The organism is Serratia sp. CoH_134_PS_4 (genome assembly GCF_058190535.1).
Genome location: NZ_JBXWKI010000001.1, coordinates 220961 through 235303, shown reverse-complemented (window position 1 = coordinate 235303; position 14343 = coordinate 220961). Strand labels below are relative to the sequence as shown.

At 53.1% G+C, this 14343-nt stretch carries 16 protein-coding genes; 8 read left to right on the top strand and 8 right to left on the bottom strand.

Annotation, left to right across the window (positions count from 1 at the left end; genetic code table 11):
• Nucleotides 1-16: 16 nt before the first annotated feature.
• The gene (gene znuA, locus AC2FCQ_RS01125; protein ID WP_209633983.1) at nt 17-970 is read right to left on the bottom strand and encodes a zinc ABC transporter substrate-binding protein ZnuA; all 954 of its coding nucleotides are present in this window, start codon (nt 968-970) and stop codon (nt 17-19) included.
• Between the two features lie 78 nt (nt 971-1048).
• Between znuA and znuC the strand changes: the two genes are divergently transcribed.
• Together znuC and znuB are read left to right on the top strand one after the other, a co-directional pair.
• Nucleotides 1049-1807, top strand: coding sequence for a zinc ABC transporter ATP-binding protein ZnuC (gene znuC, locus AC2FCQ_RS01120; RefSeq protein WP_490308207.1), 759 nt, complete (start codon nt 1049-1051; stop codon nt 1805-1807).
• Complete coding sequence (gene znuB, locus AC2FCQ_RS01115) at nt 1804-2589, top strand: zinc ABC transporter permease subunit ZnuB (RefSeq protein ID WP_209633987.1); 786 nt, start codon at nt 1804-1806, stop codon at nt 2587-2589. The genes znuC and znuB overlap by 4 nt, the downstream gene beginning before the upstream one ends.
• Nucleotides 2590-2656: 67 nt before the next feature.
• On the opposite strand, the gene ruvB is transcribed toward znuB, so the two are convergent.
• From ruvB to AC2FCQ_RS01080, 7 genes are all read right to left on the bottom strand, one after another.
• Complete coding sequence (ruvB, locus tag AC2FCQ_RS01110) at nt 2657-3661, bottom strand: Holliday junction branch migration DNA helicase RuvB (protein WP_209633989.1); 1005 nt, start codon at nt 3659-3661, stop codon at nt 2657-2659.
• Nucleotides 3662-3681: 20 nt separating this feature from the next.
• Nucleotides 3682-4296: a Holliday junction branch migration protein RuvA gene (ruvA, locus tag AC2FCQ_RS01105; RefSeq protein WP_404759419.1), complete on the bottom strand. Its 615-nt coding sequence runs from the start codon at nt 4294-4296 to the stop codon at nt 3682-3684.
• A gap of 112 nt (nt 4297-4408) precedes the next feature.
• Nucleotides 4409-4930, bottom strand: coding sequence for a crossover junction endodeoxyribonuclease RuvC (gene ruvC / locus AC2FCQ_RS01100; RefSeq protein WP_037419817.1), 522 nt, complete (start codon nt 4928-4930; stop codon nt 4409-4411).
• A 73-nt stretch (nt 4931-5003) separates the two neighbouring features.
• Nucleotides 5004-5747: a YebC/PmpR family DNA-binding transcriptional regulator gene (locus AC2FCQ_RS01095; RefSeq protein ID WP_209633992.1), complete on the bottom strand. Its 744-nt coding sequence runs from the start codon at nt 5745-5747 to the stop codon at nt 5004-5006.
• Nucleotides 5748-5764: 17 nt separating this feature from the next.
• The gene (nudB, locus tag AC2FCQ_RS01090; protein ID WP_037419820.1) at nt 5765-6211 is read right to left on the bottom strand and encodes a dihydroneopterin triphosphate diphosphatase; all 447 of its coding nucleotides are present in this window, start codon (nt 6209-6211) and stop codon (nt 5765-5767) included.
• Nucleotides 6211-7995 carry an aspartate--tRNA ligase gene (aspS, locus tag AC2FCQ_RS01085; protein WP_490308206.1) on the bottom strand — a complete coding sequence of 595 codons (1785 nt, stop codon included), beginning with the start codon at nt 7993-7995 and terminating at the stop codon, nt 6211-6213. Before aspS ends, nudB begins: the two co-directional genes overlap by 1 nt.
• An 84-nt stretch (nt 7996-8079) precedes the next feature.
• Complete coding sequence (locus AC2FCQ_RS01080) at nt 8080-8271, bottom strand: FmdB family zinc ribbon protein (RefSeq protein WP_037419991.1); 192 nt, start codon at nt 8269-8271, stop codon at nt 8080-8082.
• Nucleotides 8272-8512: 241 nt separating this feature from the next.
• Here AC2FCQ_RS01080 and AC2FCQ_RS01075 point away from each other — a divergent pair, with 241 nt between their 5' ends.
• The 6 genes from AC2FCQ_RS01075 to AC2FCQ_RS01050 all read left to right on the top strand — a co-directional run bounded on the left by AC2FCQ_RS01075 (nt 8513) and on the right by AC2FCQ_RS01050 (nt 14282).
• On the top strand, nt 8513-9091 hold the full coding sequence (locus AC2FCQ_RS01075) for a hydrolase (RefSeq protein WP_490308204.1): 579 nt from the start codon (nt 8513-8515) through the stop codon (nt 9089-9091).
• A 47-nt stretch (nt 9092-9138) separates the two neighbouring features.
• A complete protein-coding gene (locus AC2FCQ_RS01070; RefSeq protein WP_490308203.1) occupies nt 9139-9954 on the top strand; it encodes a DUF72 domain-containing protein in 816 nt (271 codons plus the stop codon).
• Nucleotides 9955-10056: 102 nt separating this feature from the next.
• Complete coding sequence (locus AC2FCQ_RS01065; RefSeq protein WP_061806450.1) at nt 10057-10452, top strand: MAPEG family protein; 396 nt, start codon at nt 10057-10059, stop codon at nt 10450-10452.
• A 103-nt stretch (nt 10453-10555) separates the two neighbouring features.
• The gene (gene cmoA / locus AC2FCQ_RS01060; RefSeq protein WP_209634000.1) at nt 10556-11299 is read left to right on the top strand and encodes a carboxy-S-adenosyl-L-methionine synthase CmoA; all 744 of its coding nucleotides are present in this window, start codon (nt 10556-10558) and stop codon (nt 11297-11299) included.
• Complete coding sequence (gene cmoB, locus AC2FCQ_RS01055; protein ID WP_490308202.1) at nt 11296-12267, top strand: tRNA 5-methoxyuridine(34)/uridine 5-oxyacetic acid(34) synthase CmoB; 972 nt, start codon at nt 11296-11298, stop codon at nt 12265-12267. Before cmoA ends, cmoB begins: the two co-directional genes overlap by 4 nt.
• A 173-nt stretch (nt 12268-12440) precedes the next feature.
• Nucleotides 12441-14282 carry a putative phage tail protein gene (locus AC2FCQ_RS01050; RefSeq protein ID WP_265553656.1) on the top strand — a complete coding sequence of 614 codons (1842 nt, stop codon included), beginning with the start codon at nt 12441-12443 and terminating at the stop codon, nt 14280-14282.
• Nucleotides 14283-14343 lie beyond the last annotated feature (61 nt).

Here is a 14343-nt window from a genome sequence, read left to right as displayed (position 1 = left end):
TTTATCCTCATAATCTTTACTTCAGGCAGCTCACGTACTGGTTTGACAACTGAGTCAGGAAGTTCCCGTAGCTGTCTTTACCCAGTGCGATGCCGATGCCCAGCGGATCCAGCGTTCCTGAACGCACATTGGTCCCTTTGGCAACAGCATTGATTACGGCTGGCCTGAATTGTGGCTCAGCAAAAACGCATACTGCTTTCTGCTCAACCAACTGTGTTCGAATTTGGTGTAAGCGCTGTGCTCCAGGTTGGATTTCGGGGTTAACGGTAAAATGGCCCAATGGGCTCAAGCCGAAGTGTTTCTCAAAATAGCCATAAGCATCATGAAAAACAAAATATCCCCTACCTTGCACAGGCTTAAGCATGTTACCAACATTTTTGTCAGTTTGCGTCAGCAGATTCTCGAACTGGCGCAGGTTTGCGTCTAATTTGTCCTTATTTTGTGGCATAAGTTCCAATAACCTGTCGTGAATCGCGATCGCGGTCACTTTTGCCACTTCTGGGGACAGCCAAACATGCATGTTATATTCACCGTGATGATGCCCGTCGCCCTCATCATGGTCGGCATGATTATGCGCATCTGTTGCATGTTCATGATCGTGGTCATCATCTTCGCCTTTCATCAGCAAAGGTTTCACGCCACTCAGTTCGCTGATGGCGACCTGGTGTTTAGCCGCTACTGGCGCTAACGATTTTGTCAGGAAGGCTTCCATATCTGGACCTACCCATACCACCAGATCCGCGGCACGCAAACGCTGAATATCGGAAGGCCGCAGCGCGAAGTCATGCGGTGATGCACCGTCCGGCAACAGAACCTCCGTTGGCGTTACCCCATCAGCAATTGCCGAGGCGATAAAGCCCAATGGGCGAATGGACGTCACCACCGCCGCAGAGGCGTTGCTCAGCGGTCCCGCCATTATCAATGCACTGGCCAGTAGCGTGCGTTGTAACCATTTATTTTTCTGTGCCATTATCCGTAATCCCGTCGTTTTCGTTAGCGAAGCGTGATATTATAACATTCGGTTAGTTCTGCAAAATGTAATCATGAGATGTCCACACTGACAACGCTAAAAAATATCTCCGTATCCTTTGGCAACCGTAAGGTGCTGTCGAATATTTCGCTCAGCCTGCAGCCGGGTCGTATCCTGACGCTGCTCGGCCCAAACGGTGCGGGCAAATCCACGCTGGTACGCGTCGTGTTGGGGCTCATTGCACCAACGGAAGGCACACTGGCACGTGAGCCTGGCTTACGTATCGGGTATGTGCCGCAAAAGCTGCACCTCGACGCTACCCTCCCACTTACCGTCAGCCGCTTTATGCGCCTAAAACCCGGCGTTAAAAAAACCGATATCCTGCCAGCGCTTAAGCGTGTACAAGCTGCGCACCTGATTAATCAGCCAATGCAAAAGCTCTCTGGCGGTGAGAACCAGCGCGTGCTGCTGGCTCGGGCCTTACTGAATAAACCGCAGTTGCTGGTGCTGGATGAACCCACGCAAGGGGTCGACGTCAATGGCCAACTAGCGTTGTACGATCTGATCGATCAACTGCGCAAAGAATTAGGCTGCGCGGTACTGATGGTTTCCCATGACCTGCATCTGGTGATGGCGAAAACCAACGAAGTGCTGTGCCTCAACCAACACATTTGTTGTTCCGGTGCGCCGGAAGTGGTGTCGATGCATCCTGAATTTATCGCCATGTTCGGCAACCGTGGCGCAGAACAACTGGCGGTCTATCGCCACCACCATAATCACCGCCATGACCTGCAAGGACGAATTGTGTTGAAGAAAACCGGGGGCCGTGAGGCATGATTGAACTGTTATTACCTGGCTGGCTCGCCGGGGTGCTTCTTGCCGGTGCCGCAGGGCCACTCGGCTCTTTTGTGGTTTGGCGTCGAATGTCTTATTTCGGGGATACATTGGCGCACGCCTCACTCTTGGGTGTGGCGTTCGGCCTGCTGCTTGACGTGAATCCGTTCTACGCGGTGATTGCCGTCACGCTGGTGTTGGCACTGGTGCTGGTGTGGCTGGAGCGTCGTCCGCAACTATCCGTTGATACCCTGCTCGGTATTATGGCGCACAGCGCGCTCTCACTGGGGTTGGTGGTGGTTGCTCTGATGTCCAACGTCCGGGTCGATCTCATGGCCTACCTGTTTGGCGATCTGCTGTCGGTCACGCTCAACGATATTTGGATGATTGGTATTGGCGTTACTCTCGTGCTGCTGATCCTGTGGTGGCAATGGCGTAACCTGCTGTCGATGACCATCAGCCCGGAACTCGCGCACGTTGACGGCGTTAACCTGGTGCGAGCACGCACCGTGTTAATGCTGGTCACAGCCCTCACCATTGGCCTGGCAATGAAATTCGTCGGCGCGCTGATTATCACTTCACTGTTGATTATCCCAGCGGCAACCGCACGGCGTTTCGCCCGCACACCGGAACAAATGGCCGGATACGCGGTACTGGTTGGTGTGCTTGCGGTGACGGGGGGGTTAGCCTTCTCGGCATTTTACGACACGCCGGCCGGCCCGTCGGTAGTTCTAAGCGCAGCCGTGCTGTTTGTTTTGAGCCTATCCAAAAAGCAGCATGCCTGATTCCCCGTGCAGATATGAAAAGGGCCGCAATTAGCGGCCCTTTTTCATGCAGATGACCACGCAAGACTTACTCTTCGCGCACCATACCAAAGTGCTTATAAGCATGATTGGTAGCCATGCGCCCACGCGGTGTGCGCTGGATAAAACCTTGCTGGATCAGGAAAGGCTCGATAACGTCCTCGATCGTTTCTCGTTCCTCGCCAATCGCAGCCGCCAAGTTATCCAAACCAACAGGTCCACCGGTGAATTTGTCGATAATTGCCAGTAGCAGCTTGCGGTCCATGTAGTCGAAACCTTCCGCGTCAACATTCAACATGTCCAGCGCTTGCATCGCCACATCGCCGCTGATCACGCCATTGGCGCGGACTTCGGCGAAGTCGCGCACTCGGCGCAGCAAACGATTAGCGATACGTGGAGTCCCCCGCGCGCGACGAGCCACTTCATGCGCCCCTTCGTCCGACAGATCCAGCCCCAGGCAGTTAGCGCTACGTGAAACAATGTGCTGCAAATCGGCAACCTGATAAAACTCCAGGCGTTGCACGATACCGAAACGGTCACGCAATGGCGATGTCAGCGAACCGGCACGGGTGGTTGCGCCCACCAACGTAAAAGGCGGCAAATCGAGCTTGATCGAACGTGCAGCGGGGCCTTCGCCGATCATAATGTCCAGTTGATAATCTTCCATCGCCGGATACAGCACTTCTTCTACTACTGGAGAAAGGCGGTGGATTTCATCAATAAACAGAACGTCGTGCGGTTCGAGATTGGTCAGCATCGCCGCCAAATCCCCTGCCTTCTCCAGCACCGGGCCGGAAGTGGTACGCAAATTAACGCCCATTTCATTAGCAACGATATTGGCCAGCGTGGTTTTACCCAACCCTGGAGGGCCGAAGATCAGCAAATGGTCCAGCGCATCGCCACGCTGCTTGGCCGCCTGAATAAAGATTTCCATCTGCTCGCGGACATGCGGCTGACCAACATATTCCGTCAGCAGCTTCGGCCGTATTGCGCGATCAAGAATTTCTTCTTCATTGATCGGCTCGGCAGAAATCAGGCGATCGGCTTCAATCATTCTCTACCTCTTATCGGCGCTTACAGCGCGGCGCGCAACGCGTCGCGGATCAGGGTTTCGCAATCGGCACCCGGCTTGGCGATTTTACTTACCATGCGGCTGGCCTCTTGCGGTTTATAGCCCAATGCCACCAGCGCAGAGGCGGCTTCAGCTTCAGCATCCACCTCGACGGTTTGTGCGGAAGTGGCCGGCAGCGTGATTTCGCTGCTGCTGTTAAACAGATCGCCATTAAGCCCTTTGAAGCGGTCTTTCATTTCTACGACCAGGCGCTCTGCGGTTTTTTTGCCCACGCCCGGTAATTTCACCAAGGACGTGATCTCTTCGCGTTCCACCGCACTGACGAACTGTTGCGCAGACATACCGGACAAAATAGCCAACGCCAACTTTGGCCCTACGCCGTTCACTTTGATCAACTCGCGGAACAGCGCACGCTCTTGTTTATCATTAAAGCCATACAGCAGTTGTGCATCTTCGCGCACCACAAATTGGGTAAACACGATAGCCTCTTGCCCCAGCTCCGGCAGCTCATAAAAACAGGTCATCGGCATATGCACTTCATAGCCCACACCGTTTGCCTCCAGTAATACCAGTGGCGGCTGCTTTTCCAGAATATATCCTCTGAGACGACCTATCATTTACCCTCCTGCTGAATTCCTGAGCATGACCTTCTGCCATGCCGTGCTGGTAAAGCTTATAACATAAAAAAGGCTGGATGAATATCCAGCCTCAGTTATCGCTGATTAAGCACTACTTTAAACGCCCACGCGCCAGGTTCAACCGCCCTTCACTCATCCTCAGCACATTTTGACTGAGGTGGCAGTGGGTAATGGCAATTGCCAAGGCATCGGCGGCATCAGCCTGGGGGTTAGCCGACAGTTTAAGCAACGAACGCACCATATGCTGCACCTGTGCCTTTTCCGCCGCGCCCGTGCCGACCACCGTCTGCTTTACCTGTCGTGCCGCATACTCAAACACTTCCAGATCCTGGTTCACGGCAGCGACAATCGCCACGCCGCGCGCCTGCCCAAGCTTGAGCGCCGAATCCGGGTTTTTCGCCATAAACACCTGCTCAATGGCGAAAAAGTCCGGTTTAAACTGGGTAATGATTTCGCTGACGCCGGCGTAAATCAGCTTCAAACGCGTCGGCATGTCATCCACCACGGTGCGGATGCAGCCGCTGGCGACATAGCTTAACTGACGGCCTTGCTGACGAATAAGGCCGTAACCGGTGACGCGCGATCCGGGATCGATACCGAGTATGATCGTCATCCCTACACCCACCTTGCGTTAGGCATTAATGTTGCCAGGCGCTGCCACGCAGCAGCGCCATACTTCAAGCTGATTACAGCGTAGCTGCAACTTCGTCGGAGATCTCACCGTTGTGGTAAACCTCCTGCACGTCGTCACAGTCTTCCAGCATGTCGATCAGACGCAGCAACTTAGGTGCAGTTTCTTCATCCATATCGGCCTTGGTCGATGGGATCATGGAAACTTCCGCTGACTCAGCGGTAAAGCCGGCAGCAGTCAGTGCATCTTTCACTTCGCCGAGATTTTCCCACGCGGTGAACACGTCGATCACCCCATCGTCGTAGCTGACGATATCCTCAGCGCCGGCTTCCAGTGCTGCTTCCATTACCACGTCTTCATCCAGACCCGGTGCGTAAGTGATTACGCCTTTTTTGGTGAACAGGTAAGCCACTGAACCATCGGTACCAAGGTTTCCGCCGCATTTCGTGAAGGCATGACGCACTTCTGCCACGGTACGGTTACGGTTGTCACTCAGGCATTCGATCATGACGGCAGTGCCGCCTGGGCCGTAACCTTCATAAATGATGGTTTCCATGTTGGAATCATCATCACCACCCACACCGCGTGCGATAGCACGGTTCAGGGTGTCACGCGTCATGTTGTTAGACAGCGCCTTATCGATCGCCGCGCGCAGACGCGGGTTAGCACCCGGATCGCCACCGCCCAGTTTCGCAGCCGTCACCAGCTCGCGAATAATTTTGGTGAAAATTTTACCGCGCTTGGAATCTTGCGCTGCTTTACGGTGCTTTGTGTTGGCCCACTTACTATGACCTGCCATAAAAATCTCCGAAAAAATTACTGGACTGAATTAATCACAAACTCTTCAATCGCCTGCTGATTGCTCCAGGACTTGGTCAGTTTCACGGCTTCCGCCGCGTCAAGCCACTGGTAGGCGTGATGCTCGGTAATCACCGGATCTCGCTCTTCAGGCAAAGCCAGACAGAACCAATGCTCTTTATTGCGCGTGGTCCCCGGGGCATAGCGATGTCGCAAATGGACAAAGAGTTCAAACTCCACACAGCGCTGGCAATCGAACAACGGCAGATTCTCTGCTTCGATATCGATGCCGACTTCTTCCTTGACCTCACGCCGCGCGGCATGCGGCGGCGATTCTGCGTCCTCCAGACTGCCGGTAACCGACTGCCAGAATTCCGTATCATCGCGCCGCTGTAACATCAGCACCCGGCCACTGGAGATGGCATAAATCACTACCAGAATAGACTCGGGTCGCTTGTAGTTCATCACTCGCTCTCTTGTTCCGCAGAGGCTTTCTTTACCACACAGATAGCCAGCTCCTGCAACGACGTCGGATTGGCGAAGCTGGGTGCTTCGGTCATCAAACAGGCCGCAGCCGTGGTTTTCGGGAAGGCGATAACGTCACGGATGTTGTCAGTACCCGTCAACAGCATCACCAAACGATCCAAACCGAAGGCCAGCCCGGCGTGCGGTGGTGTACCGTACTTCAATGCGTCCAACAAGAAACCGAATTTCTCACGCTGTTCGTATTCGGTAATGCCCAGGATGCTAAAGACCGTTTGCTGCATTTCACTGCGGTGAATACGTACAGAACCGCCACCCACTTCATAACCGTTAATCACCATGTCGTAGGCGTTGGCAATGGCGTTGGTTGGCGTTACGGCCAGCTCTTCCGGGCTCATGTCGCGTGGTGCCGTGAACGGATGGTGCATCGCTGCCAGACCACCTTCACCGTCCTCTTCGAACATTGGGAAGTCAACCACCCACAGCGGTGCCCAGCTGTCCAGTTTAGTCAGTTCCAGATCGCGGCCCAGTTTCAGACGCAGCGCGCCCATCGCATCAGTCACAATCTTGAAGCTGTCGGCACCGAAGAACAGAATATCGCCAGTCTGTGCGTTGGTACGCGCCAGGATAGCTTCCAGAACGTCCGCACTGAGGAATTTGGCGATAGGGCTTTGTACACCCTCCATGCCGGCGGCACGGTCATTAACCTTCAGCCAAGCCAGGCCTTTAGCACCATAAATATTAACGAATGCACCGTACTCGTCGATCAATTTACGGGTCAACTGCGCTCCGCCAGGAACGCGAATGGCAGCGACGCGGCCTTTAGCATCGTTGGCCGGACCGGAGAAGACTTTGAACTCCACGTCTTTTACCAGATCGGCAACGTCCACCAGCTCCAGCGGGTTACGCAGGTCTGGCTTGTCAGATCCGTAACGGCGCATGGCTTCTTCGAAGGTCATGATCGGGAAATCGCCCAAATCAACGCCCTTCACGTCCAGCCACAGTTCACGTGCCAGTTTCTCCATCACTTCACGTACCTGTTCGGCAGTCATGAAAGAGGTTTCCACGTCGATCTGGGTAAATTCAGGCTGGCGATCAGCACGCAAGTCTTCGTCACGGAAGCACTTGACGATTTGATAGTAGCGATCGAAACCGGACATCATCAGCAACTGCTTGAACAGCTGTGGTGACTGCGGCAGCGCATAGAATTTGCCTTTATGCACGCGACTCGGTACCAGATAGTCACGCGCGCCTTCCGGCGTAGCTTTGGTCAGCATCGGTGTTTCGATGTCGAGGAAGCCGTGGCTGTCCATAAAGCGACGCACAAAGCTGGTGATTTTAGCGCGGGTTTTCAAGCGGTCAGCCATTTCAGGACGACGCAGATCCAGGTAGCGATACTTCAGGCGCGCTTCTTCGCTGTTAACCTGGTTGGAGTCCAGCGGCAATGGTTCGGAGCGGTTGATGATCTCCAGGGCATGGGCGAAGACTTCGACTTCACCGGTGGCCATATCTTTATTGATCTGGCTGTCCGGACGCGCACGCACTGTGCCGACGATCTGGATGCAGAATTCATTACGCAGGTCATACGCCTTATCGAACGCGACCTTCTGGTCTGGATCGAAGAACACCTGCACGATGCCTTCGCGGTCGCGCATATCAATAAAGATCAGGCCGCCCAGATCGCGACGACGGTTGACCCAACCACACAGAGTGACTTCCTGGCCCACGTGGGACAGATTCAACTGCCCGCAATATTCAGTACGCATACGCTATCCTTTTGGCTTAAGCCGATGCCGCGCGGGCTTTTGGCACCTGCCACACGGCTGTTTTCTGATAATTTCTGATGAACTCTATTTCTTGCCCGGTTTGAAGTCTGTTGCATACCAACCGGTGCCCTTTAACTGGAACCCCGTGGAAGAAATCAGCTTGGTTAACGCGGGCTGCCCACACGCCGGACAATCTGTCAGCGGCGCATCGGAAAATTTTTGCAGTTTCTCTAACCGAAGGCTGCAAGCACCACATGCATATTCATAAATCGGCATAGGTCTTTGGCGTAAAGTGTGTTGAAAAAAGGCGATCATTATAAAGGAAATTCATGCGCCAGATAAGTGCGAACACAGCTTTGTTGCAGCACTAAATGACGTGTTTTTGCCCGAAATAACACATTGATTAACAAATTTCCCATTAACCGGTGACCCTTTTTTCACGTAGCCTGAATCAACACGTGTTTGGCGCGCGGTTTCGTTTGCGCGCATTTTATCCACCTCGTCACGAGATATGACCATGTTGAAACTTGATGCCCACACCACTGCCCTGGTGTTGATTGATTTGCAAAACGGCATTCTACCCTATGCTGGAGGCCCGCACAGCGCCGAGAGTGTTGTTGCCCATGGTGCACAGTTAGCCGCACATTTCCGTTCATTGGCGGCCCCGGTGTTCCTGGTGCGCGTCGGCTGGTCAGACTCCTTCGCTGAAGCGCTGAAACAGCCGGTAGACAAGCCATCTCCCGCGCCAGCCGGCGGGCTGCCTGCCAACTGGTGGGAATTTCCTGACGCTCTGGCAGTGAGTGACAGCGACATTCTGGTGACCAAACGCCAATGGGGCGCATTTTATGGCACCGATCTTGACTTGCAACTGCGTCGCCGCGGCATTAAATCCATTGTGCTAGGGGGAATTGCCACCAATATTGGCGTGGAATCTACCGCCCGCGCCGCCTGGGAACACGGCTACGAATTGGTGATCGCCGAAGACGTGTGCAGCACAGCAAACGCTGAAATGCACCAGTTTGCTTTCGACAATATCTTCCCGCGGCTGGCGCGTGTACGCAGCACCCGCGAAATTCTTGCCGCACTTGACGAGTAACGTTAACGTGTAGACTGACGGGAATAATTAAGGAAGAAGCAAGCCTGATGTATATCGGACTCCCACAGTGGCAACACCCGGCCTGGCACCGTATCGGGCTGCGCGATCTGGCGGATTACAGCCGCTATTTTAATTGCGTGGAAGGCAATACCACCTTCTACGCGTTGCCTAAACTGGACATTGTCCAGCGCTGGCGCGATATGACCAACGACGATTTTCGCTTTTGTTTCAAGTTTCCCGCCACCATCAGCCATCAGGCCGCGCTGCGCAACTGCGCCGCTGAACTGCAGGCCTTTTATCAGTGTCTGAGCCCCGTTCATCAACGCATTGGCCAGCTTTGGCTTCAATTGCCTGCGGCTTTTAGCCCGGCTGAATTGCCGGCGATGTGGCAATTCTTTGATGCATTGCCGAAAGAATTTACTTACGGCGTGGAGGTTAGACACCCCGCGTTCTTCGGCAAGGGGGAAGAAGAGCGGCTGTTAAATCAGGGGTTGCATCAGCGCGGTATCAATCGGGTCATCCTTGATAGCCGGCCCGTACATCATGCCATCCCCAACAGCGCTGCCGTACGTGACGCACAACAGAAAAAGCCTAAGCTGCCGGTGCACGCCTTGGTCACGGCCAACAACCCGCTGGTGCGTTTTATCGGTGGCGACGTCTTGCAGGACAACCTGCGCTGGTTCGATGCCTGGCAGCAGAAACTGCCCCTTTGGCAACAAAAACATCAGCCATTTCTGTTTATCCATACGCCGGATAACGGCGACTCTCCCCAACAAGCGCAGAAAATCTGGCAGCAGCTGTATCAGGCAATTCCGAATTTACCCTCGCCACCGGACTGGCCGGAGCAGGATGCACTGTTTTAACCGATTAATCTGACTGATTACATCAGATTTTTCCTCGCGACAGTGATTGCAATGGCAGCTATGATGCTCGCTGCCAGTTTTGGTTAGGGAATGGAGTTAAAAATGGTAAGCGCGCTTTATGTAGTGCTCGGCGCATTGTTGTTGATCAAACTCTCTTATGACGTGGTTAGGCTAAGGATGCAATACCGGGTTGCTTACGGCGACGGGGGCTTTTATGAGCTACAGACCGCCATCCGCGTTCACGGTAATGCCGTAGAATACATTCCTATTGCAGCCGTACTGCTGGTGCTCATGGAAATGAACGGCGCTGAAATATGGATGATCCATATTTGCGGCCTGATGCTGATGGCCGGTCGCCTGGTGCATTACTACGGCTTACGTAATCGTGAAGTTCGCTGGCGTCGTTCAGGCATGGCGGCAACCTACATTTCGTTGGTGCTAATGGTATTAGCCAACATTTTCTATCTGCCATGGGATCTTATTTTCAGCCTGCATTGATCCCCTGTTGCTCCTCAGGCGGCTACGCCGCCTGCTTCCGCTGCGCTTTCTTGCCGTTATCTGTTAGAATATGCCCCTTCGAATTCTGAACTGATTTGCCGCTATGCCAAACCGCGATACTCTTTTTTCTGCACCGATCGCCAAATTAGGCGACTGGACCTTCGACGAACGCGTTGCTGAAGTGTTCCCCGACATGATTCAGCGTTCCGTCCCCGGCTATTCCAATATCATTTCAATGATTGGCATGTTGGCCGAACGTTTCGTTCAACCCGACAGCCAGGTGTATGATCTTGGATGCTCTCTGGGCGCAGCAACGCTGTCGATGCGACGGAATATCAAGGTGGCGGGTTGCAACATCATCGCCGTCGACAACTCTCCGGCCATGGTTGAACGTTGCCGCCGCCATATTGATGCCTTCCGTGCCGACACGCCGGTAGAGGTTATCGAAGCGGATATCCTCGATATCAAAATCGAAAACGCCTCGATGGTCGTGTTGAACTTTACCCTGCAATTCCTCGAGCCCGCAGACCGTCTGCGCCTGCTGGAAAAGGTCTACCTTGGGCTACGTCCGGGTGGTGCGTTGGTATTGTCAGAGAAGTTCAGCTTTGAAGATGCCGACGTCGGCGAATTGCTGTTCAACATGCATCACGATTTCAAACGCGCCAACGGCTACAGCGAACTGGAAATCAGCCAGAAGCGCAGCATGCTGGAAAACGTCATGCTGACAGACTCGGTAGATGCCCACAAAGCCCGCCTGAAACAGGCCGGTTTTGAACATGCGGAAGTTTGGTTCCAGTGCTTTAACTTTGGTTCACTGATCGCCTTGAAATCGGGGGCCACGGCATGATTGAGTTTGGTGATTTTTACCAGCGTATCGCGAAAAGCAACCTCAGCCACTGGCTGGATACTCTCCCTGCCCAGCTCAGCGCCTGGCAGCGTGAATCGCTCCATGGCAAGTTCAAGCAGTGGTTTAACTCCGTTGACCATCTGCCTGCACTGACACCAACCCGCCTCGATTTATTGAATGGTGTGCGTGCCGATATGGACTCACCGCTGTCACCGGGCCAGTTGGAAGGCATCGAGAAAATGCTGCGCACCATGATGCCGTGGCGTAAAGGCCCGTTCTCCTTGTACGGCATTGATATCGATACCGAATGGCACTCTGACTGGAAATGGGATCGCGTATTACCGCACATTTCACCACTGGCCGGTCGTACCATTCTCGATGTCGGCTGCGGCAGCGGTTATCACCTGTGGCGTATGCTGGGTGCCGGTGCCCAATTGGCGGTAGGTATTGATCCGATGCAACTGTTCCTGTGTCAGTTCGAAGCGGTGCGTAAGCTGTTGGGCGGCGATCAGCGTGCTCATCTGTTGCCCCTCGGTATCGAACAACTGCCAGAGTTGGCTGCCTTTGATACCGTCTTTTCGATGGGGGTGCTCTATCACCGTCGTTCGCCACTGGATCACCTGTACCAGTTGAAAAACCAATTGGTCAACGAAGGCGAGCTGGTACTGGAAACGCTGGTGATAGAAGGCGATCGCAATCAAGTGCTGGTCCCGGGTGACCGTTATGCGCAAATGCGCAACGTGTACTTTATTCCGTCGGCTGAAGCCCTGAAGTGCTGGCTGGAGAAATGCGGTTTCGTCGATGTAAGGATCGCCGACATGTGCGTAACCAGTACCGATGAACAGCGTCGCACCGATTGGATGACCAGCGAGTCACTGGCCGAGTTCCTCGATCCAAACGATTCGAGCAAGACCATCGAAGGCTATCCCGCCCCACTGCGTGCCGTGTTAGTGGCGAAAAAGCCTTAACCCCTTCCTGCTTTAAGGGCTCAGCACATGTTGGGCCCTTAACACATGGTAAAAACCCCACTCCTAACACTTTCGTCTCAACGTGTTGTGTCATGTCTCACCGACACGGGAACGTTGCATTAAAAATGTTACCTTCTCCTACAATGGCGATGACCCCAATAGAGGATAACGCCATGACGACATTACAATATATCGATAGTATCAATGCACTCCGAGCCTATGCACCTACTGAGAATGGTCAAGTCGTATTTCTGATTTCCCATCAGGCGGGTAGTCATCAAGGATCCGGTAAGTTCTACTATGACACAACGGATAGCACCAGCGTCGACAACAATGGCACAGTGATTGTCACCGCCTCAGGCGCGCGTTGGAAAAGGTTCGGCAATAGGATCACCTTCGACGATTTTGGTGCAGACCCAACGGGTTTAACCTCTTCAGATGATGCTGTAGAAGCCGCCATCAAAGCAGTCTCTTCACTGAAGAACAAAATCGTCTTTACCAGCAATAATGCACAATATCTGCTTAACAGAGCCACTGCGATTACCGTTCCTGCGGGAGTCACCCTAAAAGGGAATCGCACAGCCATGGCACAAGGGCCTTCCAGCAATACGACCAACGGCCCTGCCCGCGCGGGGCTTACGGACGACAGTGCATTTATTATCCGTAAGCCGGTGGGGGTGACATGCTTCAGCTGTGCTCGAGACGTGGTTTTTGATGGCTGGTCATTCTTGTATCCAGATCAGATCTATACCGCGGAAAGTAGTGCGCAATTCAGACAGTACGGGGCAACGATCACTTCAACAGGCACGTTGTCGGTATCACATTGTCGCTATGTAGGTGCTTATGACTTCGTTAATGCTAGTGGCGAAGCCAACTACTTCGATAGTATTTACGGCTGGGCTATCCGTTGTGATTACAAGATCTCCGGGAGCCGAGAAATAAACAGATTTACTAATGTTCATGTTAATCCTAACGTCGTTCGCCCGACAGAAAAAGCAGTCACAGCCTCACTAACAGTGGAAGGTTCATGCGCTTTTAACCTGGATCGCCATGACAATACCTTTTTGACCAACGTTTTCGCCTATGGCAAAAAAGTCTTCCTGAGATCCACGACGTTAGGAACCAGCTACTTAGGTGGCGTCAGTCTGACCAACTTTATGGCCGACCGTAACGGCACCTGTTTTGAGATCGACTCTGACTCTGCAGCAAATATTCAGATCGCCAACGGCTCTTACATTAATGATTATGGTGACCTCGACGGGGGGTTCCTGGTGTTAAAAAAATCGGTATCTCGCCAAAATATTACGCCGGTTCACATCACCAATGTGACATTTTCTACAGCCAATAATCCTAAAGGTACCCTTTCACCGCAGGCTATATATTTTGCGGCTGACAGTGGCTATCAGTTGGCTTTCAGTAACAGCGTTATGCCGCTATGGACGAATGGCGCACTTAATAACGCCAGCGGATATAACCTGCTCAGAGGGGAAATCACTATTGCCCAGCGTGTATATCAGTTGACCTCTGCACCGCAGAACTACCTTGATAATGCCAGCCTGGTTGATGTCGATACCACTAGTCAGCCAGTCAACTGGTCAATAGATGGTAATTTGACGGCAAACAGCAATCAAATCACATCAACCGGTGCTAACCCAAGATACAAGGGCATTCTGCAGCGCATTCATCGGAGTATCGGTAATAGAACCTTTTGGGCAGTCGCCTCATCCATTGGTGACCCAAATGCGAGTGTGCCACCTGGCACGCCTGAGCCAAGTGTTTCAACAGGAATATGGGCACGGAGTTTTAACGATAACTATACCGATCTTATCGAAAGTGACACGGTACCTTGGGTACAGATAGGCAACCTGTTTTATGCACAGTTTTATATGAGTAACACCCGGACAATCCACGATATCCTGGTCAACCCGGGTTCAAACGGTAACACAGTGAGAATTCTTGCTTGTGGTATCAGTCCAGGACAAATTTTCGATTTTAGTTCCCTGTCTCTATTCTGAATGACATTAAAAAGGCCCCGATATAATCGGGGCCTGCTATAAGTTTATGCGCGTACCATGG